This is a genomic window from Vibrio phycocola, from assembly GCF_053850235.1.
Map to the genome: position 1 here is coordinate 755,435 of NZ_JBSQDJ010000001.1, position 16,075 is coordinate 771,509.

General features: G+C 38.7%; 14 protein-coding genes, 2 tRNA genes and 1 pseudogene. 5 read left to right on the forward strand and 12 right to left on the reverse strand.

Annotation, left to right across the window (positions count from 1 at the left end):
• Positions 1–108 precede the first annotated feature (108 nt).
• The 7 genes from ACWU4D_RS03285 to ACWU4D_RS03315 all read right to left on the reverse strand — a co-directional run bounded on the left by ACWU4D_RS03285 (position 109) and on the right by ACWU4D_RS03315 (position 6,216).
• Positions 109–1,911 carry an EAL domain-containing protein gene (locus ACWU4D_RS03285; RefSeq protein WP_456049947.1) on the reverse strand — a complete coding sequence of 601 codons (1,803 nt, stop codon included), beginning with the start codon at positions 1,909–1,911 and terminating at the stop codon, positions 109–111.
• Complete coding sequence (locus ACWU4D_RS03290) at positions 1,912–2,355, reverse strand: hypothetical protein (protein ID WP_456049948.1); 444 nt, start codon at positions 2,353–2,355, stop codon at positions 1,912–1,914. It lies immediately after the preceding gene.
• Positions 2,348–2,827 (reverse strand): hypothetical protein, encoded by a 480-nt coding sequence (locus ACWU4D_RS03295; RefSeq protein WP_456049949.1) that lies wholly within the window; start codon positions 2,825–2,827, stop codon positions 2,348–2,350. The genes ACWU4D_RS03290 and ACWU4D_RS03295 overlap by 8 nt, the downstream gene beginning before the upstream one ends.
• Entirely contained in the window at positions 2,828–4,057 is a 1,230-nt protein-coding gene (locus ACWU4D_RS03300; RefSeq protein WP_456049950.1) for an HlyD family secretion protein, read from the reverse strand.
• A gap of 49 nt (positions 4,058–4,106) precedes the next feature.
• Positions 4,107–5,519, reverse strand: coding sequence for a TolC family protein (locus ACWU4D_RS03305; protein ID WP_456049951.1), 1,413 nt, complete (start codon positions 5,517–5,519; stop codon positions 4,107–4,109).
• 504 nt (positions 5,520–6,023) lie between these two features.
• Positions 6,024–6,100: transfer RNA gene (locus ACWU4D_RS03310), tRNA-Val, on the reverse strand.
• Positions 6,101–6,139: 39 nt separating this feature from the next.
• Positions 6,140–6,216: transfer RNA gene (locus ACWU4D_RS03315), tRNA-Val, on the reverse strand.
• 251 nt (positions 6,217–6,467) lie between these two features.
• On the opposite strand from ACWU4D_RS03315, the gene ACWU4D_RS03320 reads away from it, so the two are divergent.
• The gene (locus tag ACWU4D_RS03320) at positions 6,468–7,526 is read left to right on the forward strand and encodes a GGDEF domain-containing protein (protein WP_456049952.1); all 1,059 of its coding nucleotides are present in this window, start codon (positions 6,468–6,470) and stop codon (positions 7,524–7,526) included.
• Positions 7,527–7,529: 3 nt separating this feature from the next.
• On the opposite strand, the gene ACWU4D_RS03325 is transcribed toward ACWU4D_RS03320, so the two are convergent.
• Complete coding sequence (locus ACWU4D_RS03325) at positions 7,530–8,192, reverse strand: DUF2726 domain-containing protein (protein ID WP_456049953.1); 663 nt, start codon at positions 8,190–8,192, stop codon at positions 7,530–7,532.
• A gap of 298 nt (positions 8,193–8,490) precedes the next feature.
• On the opposite strand from ACWU4D_RS03325, the gene ACWU4D_RS03330 reads away from it, so the two are divergent.
• Positions 8,491–8,724, forward strand: a complete 234-nt coding sequence (locus tag ACWU4D_RS03330) for a hypothetical protein (RefSeq protein WP_456049954.1) — start codon at positions 8,491–8,493, stop codon at positions 8,722–8,724.
• Positions 8,725–8,740: 16 nt separating this feature from the next.
• On the opposite strand, the gene ACWU4D_RS03335 is transcribed toward ACWU4D_RS03330, so the two are convergent.
• A complete protein-coding gene (locus ACWU4D_RS03335; RefSeq protein ID WP_456049955.1) occupies positions 8,741–9,154 on the reverse strand; it encodes an AAA family ATPase in 414 nt (137 codons plus the stop codon).
• A 147-nt stretch (positions 9,155–9,301) separates the two neighbouring features.
• On the opposite strand from ACWU4D_RS03335, the gene metA reads away from it, so the two are divergent.
• Positions 9,302–10,243 carry a homoserine O-succinyltransferase MetA gene (gene metA, locus ACWU4D_RS03340; RefSeq protein WP_456049956.1) on the forward strand — a complete coding sequence of 314 codons (942 nt, stop codon included), beginning with the start codon at positions 9,302–9,304 and terminating at the stop codon, positions 10,241–10,243.
• A 137-nt stretch (positions 10,244–10,380) separates the two neighbouring features.
• Positions 10,381–11,049 carry a hypothetical protein gene (locus tag ACWU4D_RS03345; RefSeq protein ID WP_456049957.1) on the forward strand — a complete coding sequence of 223 codons (669 nt, stop codon included), beginning with the start codon at positions 10,381–10,383 and terminating at the stop codon, positions 11,047–11,049.
• 280 nt (positions 11,050–11,329) lie between these two features.
• Here ACWU4D_RS03345 and rlmF read toward each other — a convergent pair whose 3' ends face one another.
• Entirely contained in the window at positions 11,330–12,289 is a 960-nt protein-coding gene (gene rlmF, locus ACWU4D_RS03350) for a 23S rRNA (adenine(1618)-N(6))-methyltransferase RlmF (protein WP_456049958.1), read from the reverse strand.
• A gap of 45 nt (positions 12,290–12,334) precedes the next feature.
• Positions 12,335–12,832, reverse strand: coding sequence for a M48 metallopeptidase family protein (locus tag ACWU4D_RS03355; RefSeq protein WP_456049959.1), 498 nt, complete (start codon positions 12,830–12,832; stop codon positions 12,335–12,337).
• 146 nt (positions 12,833–12,978) lie between these two features.
• Here ACWU4D_RS03355 and ACWU4D_RS03360 point away from each other — a divergent pair, with 146 nt between their 5' ends.
• Positions 12,979–13,533 carry a DUF1415 domain-containing protein gene (locus ACWU4D_RS03360; RefSeq protein WP_456049960.1) on the forward strand — a complete coding sequence of 185 codons (555 nt, stop codon included), beginning with the start codon at positions 12,979–12,981 and terminating at the stop codon, positions 13,531–13,533.
• A 112-nt stretch (positions 13,534–13,645) separates the two neighbouring features.
• Here ACWU4D_RS03360 and ACWU4D_RS03365 read toward each other — a convergent pair.
• Positions 13,646–16,075: pseudogene (locus ACWU4D_RS03365) on the reverse strand (hypothetical protein); the annotation flags it as partial.

Genomic DNA, 16,075 nt, shown 5'->3' on the forward strand with positions numbered 1-16,075 from the left:
TTCGGTCAAGCCAGATCTTTACCGAATTACACTATTAACTACTATAATTTTAGCTGTGGTTTGAGATTTTGCTTAATAATCTAACTTTGTTTCATAATTATCAGAAAATTAACTACATTTTTCCTCAAAAGCTTCGACTTCTAACGGTTTCTCAAAGTACCAACCTTGATACAAGCGACACCCTTCTTCTTTCAATTGTTGGTATTGTTCGTCGGTTTCTACACCATCAGCGGACACCGTTATACCCAACTGCTGTGCTAATGACATAACTGAACGCACCACTGGAATGCCAGATTGAGTACTGTCAGTAATATTGTTGACAATATCTCTTGCGAGTTTCAAACGATCGGGTTGGAATTCACTTAATTGACCAATATTGGTGTAACCGGTGCCAAAGTTATCGATATACAGTTTCAAACCCATATTGTGTAGCTGTCGGATCTTATCTTTCGCTTGCGCGGCATGGAGCATGATTGCATCTTCGGTGACTTCAAATGCTATCGATCCTGGGAGGACATTATTTAGTTTTAAGGTACTTTCCACTTCGGTGATAAAGTTTGGCGCTAATAATAGTTCGCTAGTGGCATTAATGGAAATTGTCCAATCACTCCCCCAAGTACCACTCTCTTGCCACTCGGATACCTGCTTGATCGTATTGTGCATAACCCAAAATTCAAGTTGAATGGAAAGTCCTTCGTCCTTGGCGATTTTAAACAGTTTCGCATTTGGAATTGGTCCGCGAACGGGCTCAACCCAACGGATATACGACTCGGCACCAACCACATGTTTATCTTCATCAAACTGAGGTTGGAATACCAAACTAAATGCGTTTTCTCTCAACGCGATATTAAGGGATTCTTCCAATGGAACAGCGGTCGCAACACGAATATCGTGCAACACATCAGTAACACTTTTTAGTTGCTGGTTTGTGACTGTCAATGTTTCGCCGAACGCAGTATTTACCCTTTCAATCACTTCCCCATTTTCACTGATCGTAAGCACAGTTTTATCAGATGTTTGGTCAATAACATGTCCCATTCGATCGATTTCGGAGGACATATCACCTATTGCTGTCACGATCGCATTAGTTTGCTCCTGCATATGATTTGAATAACTCGTTAGTGATGCGTCCATCTTTTGATACATGCTTACTTGATCGTCATGGATTTGACGAACCATGTCAGATTGGGATTGATTGATACGGTTATTTTCCGCTAAGTTGGCGCTGAATTCCTGTACCACTGTAGAACCTGAGTTATTTTCCAACAAGGTGAAGAGATCAGTCCAAATCTTATCTTTGCTGTTTATGAGCTCGATTGTACTTTCTATTGATTCTTGCATCTTTTTCAAATTGTCATTGATGACCTGTTGAGCTTCATCAGGAATACCATCAATTAGGTTGTTCGGGCCACTTTCGTTGCCGTTCTCTCCCTGAACGAGTTCTTTTTCATAAAATGCATTTAGGTAATTGGATGCAAATAATACACTCACTGAACAACTTACGCCCAATATAGAGGTTAAAAAGGCAAATGACATCGAACCTAGTGCTGAACCAATTGAACCGAGAAGCGCTTCCATTTTTTGTGAAAAGTCACCATCAGCCCCTAAACCTGCAGCGATACCAGAAATCATATCGGATAGTCCAATAAAAGTACCAATAAGACCAAATGAAACCGCTAGTGACGAAGCCAACATGACCTGACTTCTAAAGTGCGCTAAATGTGCGGCGTCGCCTTGCTTCTTAATCACACTGTAAATGAAGTTCGACAACGGATAAAAATAGGTGATAGTAATTAATACAGTGATCTCTGGAGACAAGTTAAAACACTGCGCAACCAGCTCATGTGCAGGAGGGAAGACATAGGTAAATACCGGAATACCGATATAGAGTAACAACCCGAAATAATACATTTACTCTATCTCCCATTTCACAGTAGACACCACGTTGTTTGTTATTTTCATCGACGTATGGACCTTTATATCGGAAGGTAATTTTAAATAAGCTAGAAACCGCATTAAATTCACCGTATTTTTTCTATTGTTATCGCGACTTTGAATAACAATCTCAACTTTGTTTGCACCCTGCAGTTGTGCTTTAATTTGTTCAACAAACTCTTTCTCCAATTTAAAGTTAATCAGATAATCGAATTGGTGCTCATCTAGGTTGGCTCGAATAATTTGTTGATAGATAATTGGTGACTTGTCTTCTTCTTCTATATTGTTCAACGTATGCTGTCGAGCCGCGGAACTCAATGACGTTGCTGTTTGTAACATAAAGAAAATACAAACCAACACCATTATAATTAGGGCCGAAGATAAGGCATCGACAAACGGTGCTAATGAATCATCATCCATTGTTCTCTCCCTCTTTCTCTTCACTGAAGCTTTCAGACTCGGTCATCTTTTCGAGTTCAGCATCACTAAATATTTCTAGGTCGACGAAGCAGCTATTCATTTTATCGGGCTCTGAATCTACATGAATCGGATCAATCGAGTACGTATCACCAAGGTACTTATTGATCACAATATAATTATAGGTCGCAATGTGCTTCATTTCATACTGACTGGCATTAAAGCCATAGTTGCAGCCTATTTGAAACGCTTTAATTCGAGAACTAATCTGCATTTTTTCCGCAGTTACTACAAGGTCGTGGAGGATATCCTCATTGATATAAGGAGTTTGTTGATTGTACCGATAGGTAACCTGGCTAATCTTAACCATACCTGTGCTTGGCATGATTGATTGCACAAAACCGATTAGACTGGAAATAACCACCAGAATGATAACGGCTAACGATGCAGTGATTGCCGAAACAAATCCTATCACCTACCACACCTCAAACTTAATATCGTTAGGCAAGACACTTAAAATAAACTCAAGTACGCTCACTTGGTCATCGACAACAAGCACCTGAACATCCATACCCAAATCAAGCGACAAATCTAAAAATGCCGTATCTGGTTGAACCGTAACGCGATAGTATCGCTCTCCTTGCTGACCCTGTTCCTCATAAGCAATCGAATCCGAACTTAACTCTACAATTTTCCCATTGAAGATTTCACTAAAACCAGGAGAATTAATCTTTAAGCGGACTTCTCTACCAATACTTAAAAAATGGCGATAACGCGAGTCAAATTTAGCTTCTACCTGCTGAGATGAACCTTGTTTTTTTAACACAAAAAGAGGGGTAGCTTCTTGTATAAATGTCCCTTCAGATACCCCATCAATAAGCTCCAAAACGTGACCATCTATCGGTGAACGAATGATTGATTTATTCTGCTTTTCTTCTAGTAATTGTTTTGTGAATTTTTCTTTGCTTATAAGAGGTTTCACTTTATCTATCTGTTCTTCTAACGTTAACAAACGCTCAGAACGACGTAAGCGAAATATCATCAATTTGTCATTAAGCTTTTTCTTCGCATCGATCGACGATATTTGAAAATTGATAATTTCTGTCTTTAAGTTCGATAACTCGGTTTCAACATCATAAAAGCTCACCGTAGCACCTTTGCCTCGATACAAAGCTTTTTTCTTTTTAGTCAAAATATTTTGTTTGGTCAGTAGCTCGCGCTCTTTATTCTGTCTCTCTTTTTCAATATCAAGTAAATATTGCTGTTCTAACAGATAATCCTCATAAAAACTCAATACATACAGCCCGCCAGCATTTGCTAGCGGTTTTGATTCATCACATTCATTATCAAGTAACTCACTCGTCATTGAGGCAAATTTTGGCCCCGTTAAAAAGCAGCGTTCATTATAGTAAATATCGAGCAACCTTTGATTTTGCTCTAACTCTTCCGTTACTTGCTGTAGCTGATATTCGTCTTCGAGGTTTCGATATTTTAAAAGAGGATCACCCTTGGTTATCTTGTCTCCCTGAGCTGCCATCAATTCAACTATGTAGCTTTTAGTTGGCGCAATAACTGAAACGTTACTTTGCTTAATGCCTGTAAGCCCAGATCCTGGCGCAACAACCTCGACATCCTTTACTAACAACGTATAGATAACTACGATGATCACGAGTATAAATAGTATTAATTTATTTCGATGTTTCATTAGTTCCATGCCATCACGTCACTTTTTTGATTGTTCAATCTAAATCGAGTTATAAAATTTTATTTGATTTTAATGTTTCTAACTCATAGAGAGTGTCAAACAGCATCAAATCAATATTTAGTAATGTCTGCTTAGCTTTATTCAGCTTACTAATACTCTCAACAATGTCTTTATAAGTTACTTGATCAGTGAAGATCTCTTCTTTTTGATTCTCGATTAATTCAGCAAGAATATCGATTTGTTCTACGGTTTTATCACGCTGGATTCTCTGCTGATTATAGGTTGTAACACTGGTTCTAAAGTTGTCCATAACTTGCTGAAACTGCATATCAAACCTAAATTTCTCTGCCTCATACATCTTATAAGCAGAATCCTGATCAGCCTTCAAGCCATAATTAAAAATATCAAGTTCAACATTGAGTTGTATCGATGATTCATCGGTATCACCAAATGCTTGAGTCTTACTGTCACCATTTGTTTGGAGGTAGTTTTCTGAGGTTACTTCTACTTTCACCAACTCCCTTGTTGACCGAGCGTTATAGAAGGACGATTTAAGCGCCTTCTGTGTTTGCAGTAATTCTGCGTTATTCGCCAATAATTCGTCGGAAGTGACCGTTTTTTCTTCATCAACAAGCAATGGTTCTAAACTTGCAAAATCTAAGCCAACTTTGCCCTGAGTTATAGGGTCGCTAAAGTCAATGTCGATGCCCGTCTCTTCCACCAACTTATTAAAATACTGTTCAACGTTCGAAACTACGGAGTAAACAGTGTCGTCAAATTCGGCGACTGCAAGCCTTGCCTGCATTGCATCACTCTGTGTCGAAACACCGACATTAGTAGAATTGACTTGTTTGAGATAATAGACTTCTATATCTTTTCGAAGCTCTTGAGCAAAGGCTTCGTATTCCCGTGTTAATTCGATTTTCGTCAAATACTTCAATACGGTGTAATAGATCGAAATTTCATGTGCAACTAAACCGATGTTCCCGGCTTCTAGCGTCATTTCACTCGCAGCGATCCTATCTTTCACGCCACTGCCATAGAGTTTTGCTTCTAAGGTTATTATAAAGTTTTGAGTTTCTTCTTGATCTGGTGATGGGCCTCCCCAATATTCCGTCGTTTCAGAGCTAAACGTAATATCAGGGTAGTAATATCGTTCTTCTTTATCTTTAAGAATTTCTTTAGATTCCACTTCTCGTGTTAAGGCATGGTATTCTTTTGACACATCAAGGGCATACTCGAAAACATCGTCAAAACCCACAGGGTAACCTTGACTAGTCTGCAGGTTATTCATGTTAATTTTATTTTTAAAAGAATCGCTAACATTCAGTACATTAGACTGATCATTGGCCATTGAAGAATCAACACGCGTATTTGCGTGCGCGTTATTCCCCCAAAACAAAATTAATATGTTGCAGGCAATAAAAGTACACACATATACCTGCTTATTTAGTTTTCCCATCTACTCAATACATCCTAGATACTGGTTGCGTTTTTATTTCTGGTTAATGGAATTTTCTAGACATTAGAAAATCACATCAGGTTATATGCAACCGTGGTTAATCAACATTAACTGCGATTAACCGTGTATATACTTCACTTAATACTAAGAATAGACAAAGACCATTAGATAACAATAATTTGCCTATTAATAATAAACATAGCACATTGAATAAGAAGCGGTTAATTTAGGGAAACGAATAATAAAACAAGTTATTTTCTACTGCTCATTCTCTGCCTAGAGTGCGACCACATAGATGAGCGGCGAATGATGGTAGAGCAAGTTATTCTTAGAATAACGAGCTATTGTTCTGGAGAGGGGGAACAAACACTGGTGATATGTTTAGATTGATGGGCTGACAAAAGTAAACTAAGTACCTAGCGGTTCCATCCAATTGAAGCAGGAAGAATCGTTGAGCGCAAAAAACAGAACCCGCTAATAATTAGCGGGTTCTGTTAATAAATTTGGTGGGTCCGGGCGAATTCGAATCGCCGACCCCCGCCATGTCAAGGCGATACTCTAACCAACTGAGCTACGGACCCAAATCTATATTGTGATTCAAAATTGAGATATTAAAATCTTGGTGCGTCCGGGCAGATTCGAACTGCCGACCCCCGCCATGTCAAGGCGATACTCTAACCAACTGAGCTACGGACGCATTTTTTTGAACGCAAGGATATTATCGATACGACAGAGTGAGTGCAAGATAATTTTTTTGGTTTTGAGTTAGTTGCGCTTAATGTCGACAATTCGCTCAATTTTTCAGCGAATAATAGTAGCTAAAATGCATATTTTAAGCGACATATGTGAAATTTATTTACTAATTTTGAATGATGAATATTGAACTGCGTAGTACAAAGAGTAATATGTGCCCTCTTCGATAGTTTCTACCACCAAGGTATTACCAAGATGGACCAAAGATTATTTAAGCAATCTGACGAACTTAGAACATCGGTCTTAATTGGTGTTAGCTTATTTTTAACCTGTACTGGACTGTTTTTTTCTGTTTACCACTTAATCTACGGCGGAGACTATTTCGTCACACTTATAGAAGCTACCTTTTCAATTTTCTCCGGTATTATTTATACCTTACTCAAGCAAGGTAAGAGTACCCCACTGTTCAATTGTTACTATGCTTACCTTTTGATTGGCGTTCTAATTTTATGTACCCTAACTCAGCCACTATCTGGTGGGTTATATATATGGGCATGTGCCGCTCCATCTGGTTTATACTTATTGATGGGCCTGCGACACGCTACCGTTGCCGTTGCGGGTGTTCTATTGATTCAAACGGTAATAATTCTCTTATTCCATACCGATGCAGTGATTGTACAATCAAAAGAGCTGATCAATGTTGCCCTCTGTTATTGTGGAATTTGGATTATTTCGTATCGCTACGAATCGAGTCGGACAATCATAGAAAATTCTCTACTTTATCTTGCATCTCGAGATCAATTAACCAACGCCCACAATAGGCTCTCATTGAACACGGTGTTTAACCACTACAAATCTCACCGAAGCAAAAATCCACAACTTTATTTATTAGTATTAGATATCGATTATTTCAAAAAGATCAACGATTCACACGGTCATGATGTCGGTGATAAAGTACTCATTGATGTAACTCTTTTACTAGCAACTCTTGTCGGCGAAGATAATGTGTTTCGTATTGGGGGAGAAGAATTTTGCATTACATTATTCGACATGGACTTAAAACAAGCATCAGAAATCGGAGAGTTACTGCGTACCTCAGTTGCCAACAATAGATTTAATATTGGTGGAATACATATTCCGATCACATTGAGTATCGGGATATGCAAATATTCGCAACAAAATCAACTCTCAGACTTACTTAAACTAGCGGACGTCGAGTTATATAAAGCTAAACGAAATGGCCGTAATCAAGTTTGTATTTGCCAACAGAGTAGTGAAGATATTCTTACTACCGTGATGAACACCACGAGCTAACCCCTATTCTTCATCTTCTTCGAATACGACATTATAGTTTTCGGTATAGGTACATTGAGGTTGTCGGCTACACGTAAAAAATCGCCGACCTTTATGTTCACCTTGAGTGGCTATCTTGATTATCATTGGACTGTTACATCGTTTGCAAAATCTCACTTCTTTTTCGACTTCAATAAGATCAATATGCGCTGCAAGCAGCCGCCTTAATTTTCCTACTTGGTAACTGAATTTTACGTTAGCGCCAATTAAGGGCAAATTTGCGCTTTTGCATACATGAATAAGTAATTTTTCACGTTCTGCCTTCGATTTAGAAAGCGGCTTCCCATCGTCCATCTCAATGACAACTCTTGGTTCAAACGTTCTAGGGTCACAGATGACAAACTGAAATAGACTTTTATTTATTCGATTACTTGCAATATAGAGGTTTCGTTTATTTTTTATGTCCGCTGGGCGTACCAAATTTGCCATACTTGTTTGGCATAAAACAATACCATGCTCGCCAACGGCTTGTACCAGCGCGTGATAAAAAGCGGACTCAGAGCTACTTAACACAGGTCCCTTCTTTTTATACGGAAAATCTTTATTCTCGTCTCCTTTAAGCAAATATTTTTGAACAAAAATAAAAAAAACGGCGAGTATAAGTACAACGATAAAAATATTTGCCATCGTGGCCTCTGCTTTCATTAAAATAACTCAGACTAGTAATAATTTATATGATAACTCATTGTATTGTCATTATTTGTCCTCGATTTATATGCTATTTCGGTAGGGACTCCACAAACAATGAAAATTTGACTCAATCTCATTCAAAAGACACCGAACATTATTTCATTCATTTCTGTGTAGTCAATCACGCCAGTATGAGTGATTTATATTTCATCAATTCGTGGTTAATGTATAATTTTTGTACAAATGGAAGTGATGTAAACGACCTTAGGAAAGGCCTAAAAATGAGGGAATAGTTATGGTTCGCGATGAATTAGGAATTTGTTTATCTCATGAGCTTTTATCTGAAAATTTAAACGCTACATTTACACACATCAGAGCTTATGAAGCTGAACATTCACGTCACCTAGATGAAGCACATGTGCTGCTAGCAATACCCCAAATGCAAGGTAGAGAAGTGTTGCATTCAATGGTTGGAAATAAGCGATTAGTTTGGAGAGCCGATTTTTGCTGTCCTTCACATCAGAAATAGCACTCTATCGATAATATTATCTCAGTGGCTGATGCACGTTTTGCTTCAGCCACTGGCATTTCTGCCACTTCTTTCTCATTTTATCGCGAGTATCATCATTCACTCCATGAATATTTTCAAATTCACCTACACAGCAAATAACATCAATCGCGATTTGTTTTTTTGTCGCAAATTCAATGTATGGCTTCATTTCCCAATATTGAATAAAAGTATTCGATACAACGATGCTATGGCCTTCGAGTAAACTCGCTACCGCTGTTTGAAAACACCATTGATGGGCATCTTTTAGCCTATTCGCATCGAAGCGATACTCCCCTTTATGGTCGATAAAATACATATCCGCTTCAATATGAACAGCTGCGAAACTACGCGCCAAAGTTGTTTTGCCAGATCCTGGCAAACCTCGGATAAGAATTAAACGTTGAGACAATGGAACTTCCACCTTAGTTAATAAAAAATCACTGCGATTATTTCACTATATCGTCGCTTTTCAGCATAATTTTAATTCGACATCACATCAAAGATCAGTATACTTTAGAAGTATAGACGTCTAAAATAGCATTCAAGGAAGTTTATTGTGCCTATAAAAATACCTGACCAATTACCCGCTACTGATATTCTGAGAAATGAAAATATTTTCATTATGTCGGAAACTCGCGCATCTACTCAGGAAATACGTCCACTTAAAGTGATAATTCTAAACTTGATGCCAAAAAAAATTGATACTGAAACTCAGTTTCTCCGGTTGTTATCAAATAGCCCATTACAAGTAGACGTCGAGTTATTACGTATTGATAATCGCCCGAGCAACAACACCCCTGAAGCACATTTAAATAACTTCTACCGTCAATTCGAGTTAGTCAAAGACCGTAATTTTGATGGCTTGATTATTACTGGTGCGCCTCTTGGATTAGTTCAGTTTGAAGATGTTGTTTATTGGGACCACCTTAAAACAATCATTACATGGGCTCAAGATCATGTAACCTCAACTTTATATGTTTGTTGGGCAGTTCAAGCTGGGCTCAATATTTTATATGACTTACCAAAACGCACCAAAAAAGACAAACTATCAGGGGTCTATACTCACCAGATACAGCACACGTATCACCCTTTATTACGCGGTTTCGATGATACTTTTGTCGCTCCTCATTCTCGGCATGCTGATTTCCCCGTCGAATTTATTCGTGAAAATACTGATTTAGATATTTTAGCTACATCTGAGCAAGCAGGTGTTTATTTGGCAGCAACTCAAGATAAACGCCACGTATTTGTCACTGGTCACCCAGAATATGAAGCAGCAACCTTGGGTAACGAGTATAAACGCGATTTAGCTGAAGGATTAGAGCCTTCAGTTCCACTCAATTACTATCCAAATAACAGCGCCAGTAATGATCCCAAAGCAACATGGAGAAGCCACGGCCACCTGCTTTTTTCTAATTGGCTAAATTACTGCGTTTACCAACAAACACCTTACGACCTTGACCGATTTAGTGAAGCGAACTTTACTAATGACGATTAGATCGCATCCGTTAGTGTACTCATTGTTTATTAGGTGTGCCTAAAAGGAACTCTGACCGATAAATTTATAGAGACTAGATGTTACTTTTATTTTGACAAGTAATATCTAGTCTTCGTTTATCTTATTGGAGTTTATCGATGGTAAAATTCAGGTGTTTACCCATTATATACCTGTGTTTTGTCTTGGTTGGTTGCGTCAACAGCGACTCTACTGGAATGATCGATTATCCCAAAGCTGCACAAGTTAGAACACAACTAGGCTTGGCATATTTAGAATCAGGCCAATTAGAAAAAGCAAAATTCAATCTAATTCTCGCCCATCAATATGCTCCTGATGACCTTTCAACCAATTTAGCGCTTGCCCACTATTACATAACCCTTGGTGATTACCCTCGCGGTCAGTACCTATACCAAAGTATGCTTAAATTGTATTCTCATGATATTACCCTCCTGACTAATTATGCCACATTAATGTGTAAGCTCAGGAAGGAGGATGTTGCAAATAAATATTTTAAACGTGTATTTCAGTTAGCTTCTGGATATAAAATCCTAGCTAGTTTACAAAATGCAGCGATATGCGCGCGAAAAACCAATCACTCGAGTCAAGCAAGAAAACTCGCATCGAAAATTCTGATTTTTGATCCTAATAATCATTTTGCTCATAAAATGCTTATTGAACTGGCTTTAGCGGAAAATAAAGATAGAGTTGCGTACCGACTGATGCAGCGCTACCGCACGCTTGTTGATTACAAACTCCCTCTTGCTTATGAAGGCAAGTATCATCAACTCGCGAAACAGTTTAATTAACGTTTTTTATTCCTGGGTTGCCTTAAAGGTTTATAGGGTTTATTCATATTTTTTCGAATTGTATAGTGAACTTTGCGATGTTTAATCACTTTTCTAGATCTTTCTATACGCTTATATTCTCGGTATACCAAACGAACGAAAAACATAAAGCCGATCAAAACAAGTACAGAAAAAAACAATATAAATGGTTCACATAGCCAGCCTGGTTGACACGGCACAAAAAATTCAACGTCTTTTATGCTCATGCTACCTCCAAAATGTTACCTGTATAAAGCTAAGCCTAGCACCTCAACTTTGACCATTCTTTGCGTTGCACTTCATTTTGAAATGTCCAAGCAACAAACCTGGATATTTTTTGACCTTGCTTCATTTCCACAACTTTAACAGCCTCTACTTCAATTTTTTTCAATAGTTGTTTAAATGGTTTGATGTTCTCCGATTTCGACAATAGTGTAGAAAACCATAGAACTTGATTCGCAAACTCACGACTTTCATAAGCCATATTTGTTATAAACTTAATTTCTCCACCATCACACCACAACTCATTACTCTTTCCACCAAAATTTAGTGCTGGTGTTTTCTTAACGTTCGGTTGAGGTGAATGGCCATTTTTACTCTTATTATTCGCTAGATTTTTTGCTTTTCTTAATGAACCTTGGCGTGCTTCTTGTTGAGAACGGTGAAATGGCGGATTACACAACGTAACGTCAAATCGATCAGCTTGATGAATGATGCCCTTGAATATATGAGTGGGGTTTTGTTGCAAACGCAATTGAATCAATTTTCGAATTGAAGGATTTTGTTCCACTATTACCTTAGCGTTTGCTAACGATTTCTGTCCAATATCGCTTCCAACGACCTTCCATTTGTATTGAGCAGATCCAATAATGGGATAGATACAGTTTGCTCCGGTCCCAATATCAAGCACTGTTTTTATCTTGTTATCCTTACCTTCACTCTGACTAAACATATCTGAGATTCGATGCAGGTATTCCGCTCTTCCCGGTATAGGTGGGCACAAGTATCCATCAGGAATATCCCAATATTGAATATTATAATGATAGGCGAGCAACGCCTTATTCAATAATTTAACAGCTAAGGGATCAAAAAAATTTATTGTAGGCTGCCCTTTTGGGTTCTGAATCATATACGCCTTTAATTCAGGAACTGCTTCGACCAATTTCGTAAAATCATACTGACCACGGTGGCGATTTCTCGGGTGCAATGGACTTTGTTTCATTGTTTGTTATTACTCTCTACTCATCAAGGCGTCATATTAAACCAATCAAACGTTAAGTTCGCGATAAATAATATAGAGCCGAGCGTCTAACTCAAGCTGAAAGTAATCAGGTAGCATATGGCAACAGAGTTGGTAAAAGGCTTTGTTATGTTCTTTTTCTTTAATATGAGCTAACTCGTGGACCACAATCATATTAAGAAGCTCTTCAGGACCATCTTTAAACAGCGTCGAAATCCTTATCTCATTCCGTCTTTTTATTTTACCTCCATGGATTTTATTCGCATACGTATGCAGTCCAAGAGCGTTATTAATTACGTGTATTTTACTGTCGAATACAACTTTATTAATCGACTGTGATTTCTTTAAATAGCGCTCTTTAATTGCCATTGTATAAGCATAGAGTGCCTTTTCACTTTGAATATGATGTACCTTTGGATAGCGTTGGTCGAACCAAGCAATAAACTTTCCACGAGCAACTAAACCTTCTACTTGCTCGATAATATGAGTAGGGTACCCCTTTAAATAACGCTTTATAACATCCATTGTTCAATGTGCACCTTGTACCTAAATTTGTGTTTAAACGACTAATCACTAGTTACGGCAAATTATCTTTTAACCCCATGATATAACCTACACTTGGTATCTCGTGATAATATCTTTAATATCTTTTTTGATTGGCTAAAATACCTATGTCTTCTGAAATTACACGTATCGAAAATGAAGTAAACCAATGGCTTGATAATATAGTAATTGGCCTCAATTTGTGTCCTTTCGCTGCTAAACCACAGCGAAATAACCAAATTAGAATTGCAGTCACATCAGCGGACAACGATGAAGCGCTATTAGAATCAGTCTATCTACAGCTGAAAGATTTAGACACACTACCTGATCATGAGCTAGAAACGACAGTAGTTGTTGTGCCGAACATGCTGAGTGATTTCGATGATTATTTATTTTTTACTGATTGGTTAAATGCAGTATTGAAGACAGAAGGATGGGAAGGAATTTATCAAATAGCAACTTTCCATCCTAATTATTGCTTTCAAGGTAGTCAGCCCGAAGATAGTGAAAACTTAACCAATCGCTCTCCTTACCCGATCTTCCATTTAATTAGAGAAGCGAGCATGGAAAAAGTCCTGGCACATTACCCTAACCCAGATGAAATACCTGAAATCAACATAAAAAAAATGGAAGAGCTCAATCATCACGAACGTGAAAAGCTATTCCATTACTTACAAAAATGATGCTACAAAAATAAAGTTATTAAAATCAAGCTGTTTACTAAATTTGATTTTCGTATTTGAGTAAACCAGTCAGTTCGATATGCACTGATTGGTTTACTCGCTACACGAAACGTTACGCTTTTATCGTGAATTCAAGATCATTCACAATGACTGAAACATCAGCGCCAGCTCCAATCGATGCTGAATCACCAAAATTAGCGACAGATACTCCATCAACCTGTAATGAATCTTCCGTTATCTTCACATGTGACTCTAAGTATTCTTGAATAGCTGAATATTCCGCACTGACATCTACATCTAATATTTCCGATAAGTCAATTGAATCATCACTACTATTAAAATCCTGTAACGTATCTTTACTTGAGTCTATGACAAATCGGTCATTTCCTTGGCCTCCATAGAGGTTATCAGATGAGTTGTCTGAAATTATCGTGTCACTTGAATAATCGTAACTCGCTCCAGTTAAAATATCATTTCCATCACCACCATAGAGGTCATCACTGCCCTCTCCACCTATAAGAATATCATCACCACCAAGGCCGACTAGGTAGTCGTCACCGTCTTCTCCATCGAGCACGTCACCACTTTCATCATCATAGCTATCACCAGATTCATCATAGGAAAAGCTGATCAATGTATCATCGCCATCTCCACCTAATAACCAATCTTCACCTTCGCCTCCAACAAGGTAGTCATTACCTGCCCCCCCTTCAATAACATCATTTCCTGAGTCACCGTATATTGTGTCACCTTGATTGCTGTTACTGACGAGCTCTTCATCAACGCTTTCAGCCTCTAAGTTAGAATCTAGGGCGCTTGCAAAACTCTCTACAGATATTGGTTCGGATTCATAGTTACGTACGACAGGAAACTCATCCGAACCTAATAAGTAATAATCAGAGCCATTACTTGATAACTGAACATCGAGTACGTAATTTATGCCTTGATCCCAATAGATGATTTCTATCTCATGAATACCACTATCTGACACACTAAATTCGAATGTATCAACAGCTTGTGGTTGGTTGTGATCGACCTCACTCACAACTACACCGTCTATTTTAATTTGGTAGCCATCATCAGCCGTAACCTGAATAGAATAGTCGCCTGCAGATAATTCAACCCCACCATATAGACGAACAACAGCATCACTAGACGTTGTTTTATTATGGTAATTAATGGAGCCTGCATCCTCACCGAGCCAAGTTTCAAAGTTAGAAGAATTGGCCCCATCGGTCGAGGTACCACCTAAGTCGTCATCGGTATTAATACCAACGCCACTAGAATAAGAGACACCTGTAGATATAAAGGTCGCATTAGGATCTTGGTCATCAATAACGCCTATCGCATCGGCGATCGACGTTAAGTTTCCATAATCACCCATTGAATCGTCATAGTTATAAAACTCCCCCCGAAGCCCTGAATTCGACTCAACATTCACAGTGATAGTTTTGGATTGAGTAGCCGTAGCTGAACCATCGGTGGATAAGGCATCAAATTGCAGTTCCACACTTCCAACATAGTCTTCAGGTGGAGTTACAACTAAAGTTTCAAAATCAAATCCGGTTACATCATAACTCGTGGTTTCATCGGTTATGGTGATCGTTTGACCATTGCCATCGGTTAGTGTTATCCCTGAAATGGTTGAACTAACCGCGACTGTAATCACATCATCAACATCCGGCGAGGTAACCGTAAATGGCTCAAGTGTAATATTACTATTCTCAACGCCTTCGTTTAGACCATAGACAACGACGTAATCGCCCTCTGAAGTCTCGATAGTATTCGATACATTCCCGACACCAGATGCTTCTAAAGCATCAAGTGAACTAAATAATTGGAAGTTATCTGAGCTTAAATCGATTGCGTCTGCGCCATCTACTTCAACGGTAATATCATAATTACCGGGGCCTCTCTGGTTAGCGTGAGCAATTTCAATCGCATAATAACCGCTCTCGGTTGGCGAAACGGTCAGTTCATTGATATTACTTCTATCCGCACTCCACTGAAGCGTGCCAGTGTCGTCACCACCTAAACTAATTGAAAGAGTATCGTCGGCCGTACCATCAAATACATAAGTCGAGCCCGCCTCGAGGTATATATAACCAGATATGATTGAAAAATCCCCTCCAGACACACTTGCAGATTCAACTTCAGATATCACGGTGCTGCTATCTGGTGTTGGGTTCGTTGCTTTCGTATCAATAATGAACTGAGAAAACTCCTCTTCTGTCATTCCTCGCCCGCTACCATTAGCGATACCCGACCATTGTTCAAGAAGGAGACCATCACCAGTTGAAGTTGAGTTAGTATCTATTATCTCTACTTCAGCAATAGGTGTGACTTCCTCCACGGTGCTTGCACTATAAGTGTTACCCGAGTTGTCACTTCCAGTGACGCTAGCAGTAACACTGCTATCTTGATCTAAGTCAGAGCCTGCAACAGGAATTGAGTAAACAAGTGTCCCCGCGCCATCATCAATCACATCACCGGTGTATTCTGTGCCGTTCACTTCTAACGTGACAATATCGCCCAGTGATGC

Excerpts from the sequence above, each read along its gene's own strand:
- ACWU4D_RS03285 (WP_456049947.1), bottom strand. The coding sequence starts at position 1,911 with ATGTATTATTTCGGGTTGTTACTCTATATCGGTATTCCGGTATTTACC.
- ACWU4D_RS03290 (WP_456049948.1), bottom strand. The coding sequence starts at position 2,355 with ATGGATGATGATTCATTAGCACCGTTTGTCGATGCCTTATCTTCGGCC.
- ACWU4D_RS03300 (WP_456049950.1), bottom strand. The coding sequence starts at position 4,057 with ATGAAACATCGAAATAAATTAATACTATTTATACTCGTGATCATCGTA.
- ACWU4D_RS03305 (WP_456049951.1), bottom strand. The coding sequence starts at position 5,519 with ATGGGAAAACTAAATAAGCAGGTATATGTGTGTACTTTTATTGCCTGC.
- ACWU4D_RS03320 (WP_456049952.1), top strand. The coding sequence starts at position 6,468 with ATGGACCAAAGATTATTTAAGCAATCTGACGAACTTAGAACATCGGTC.
- ACWU4D_RS03325 (WP_456049953.1), bottom strand. The coding sequence starts at position 8,192 with ATGGCAAATATTTTTATCGTTGTACTTATACTCGCCGTTTTTTTTATT.
- ACWU4D_RS03330 (WP_456049954.1), top strand. The coding sequence starts at position 8,491 with ATGGTTCGCGATGAATTAGGAATTTGTTTATCTCATGAGCTTTTATCT.
- ACWU4D_RS03345 (WP_456049957.1), top strand. The coding sequence starts at position 10,381 with ATGGTAAAATTCAGGTGTTTACCCATTATATACCTGTGTTTTGTCTTG.
- rlmF (WP_456049958.1), bottom strand. The coding sequence starts at position 12,289 with ATGAAACAAAGTCCATTGCACCCGAGAAATCGCCACCGTGGTCAGTAT.
- ACWU4D_RS03355 (WP_456049959.1), bottom strand. The coding sequence starts at position 12,832 with ATGGATGTTATAAAGCGTTATTTAAAGGGGTACCCTACTCATATTATC.
- ACWU4D_RS03360 (WP_456049960.1), top strand. The coding sequence starts at position 12,979 with ATGTCTTCTGAAATTACACGTATCGAAAATGAAGTAAACCAATGGCTT.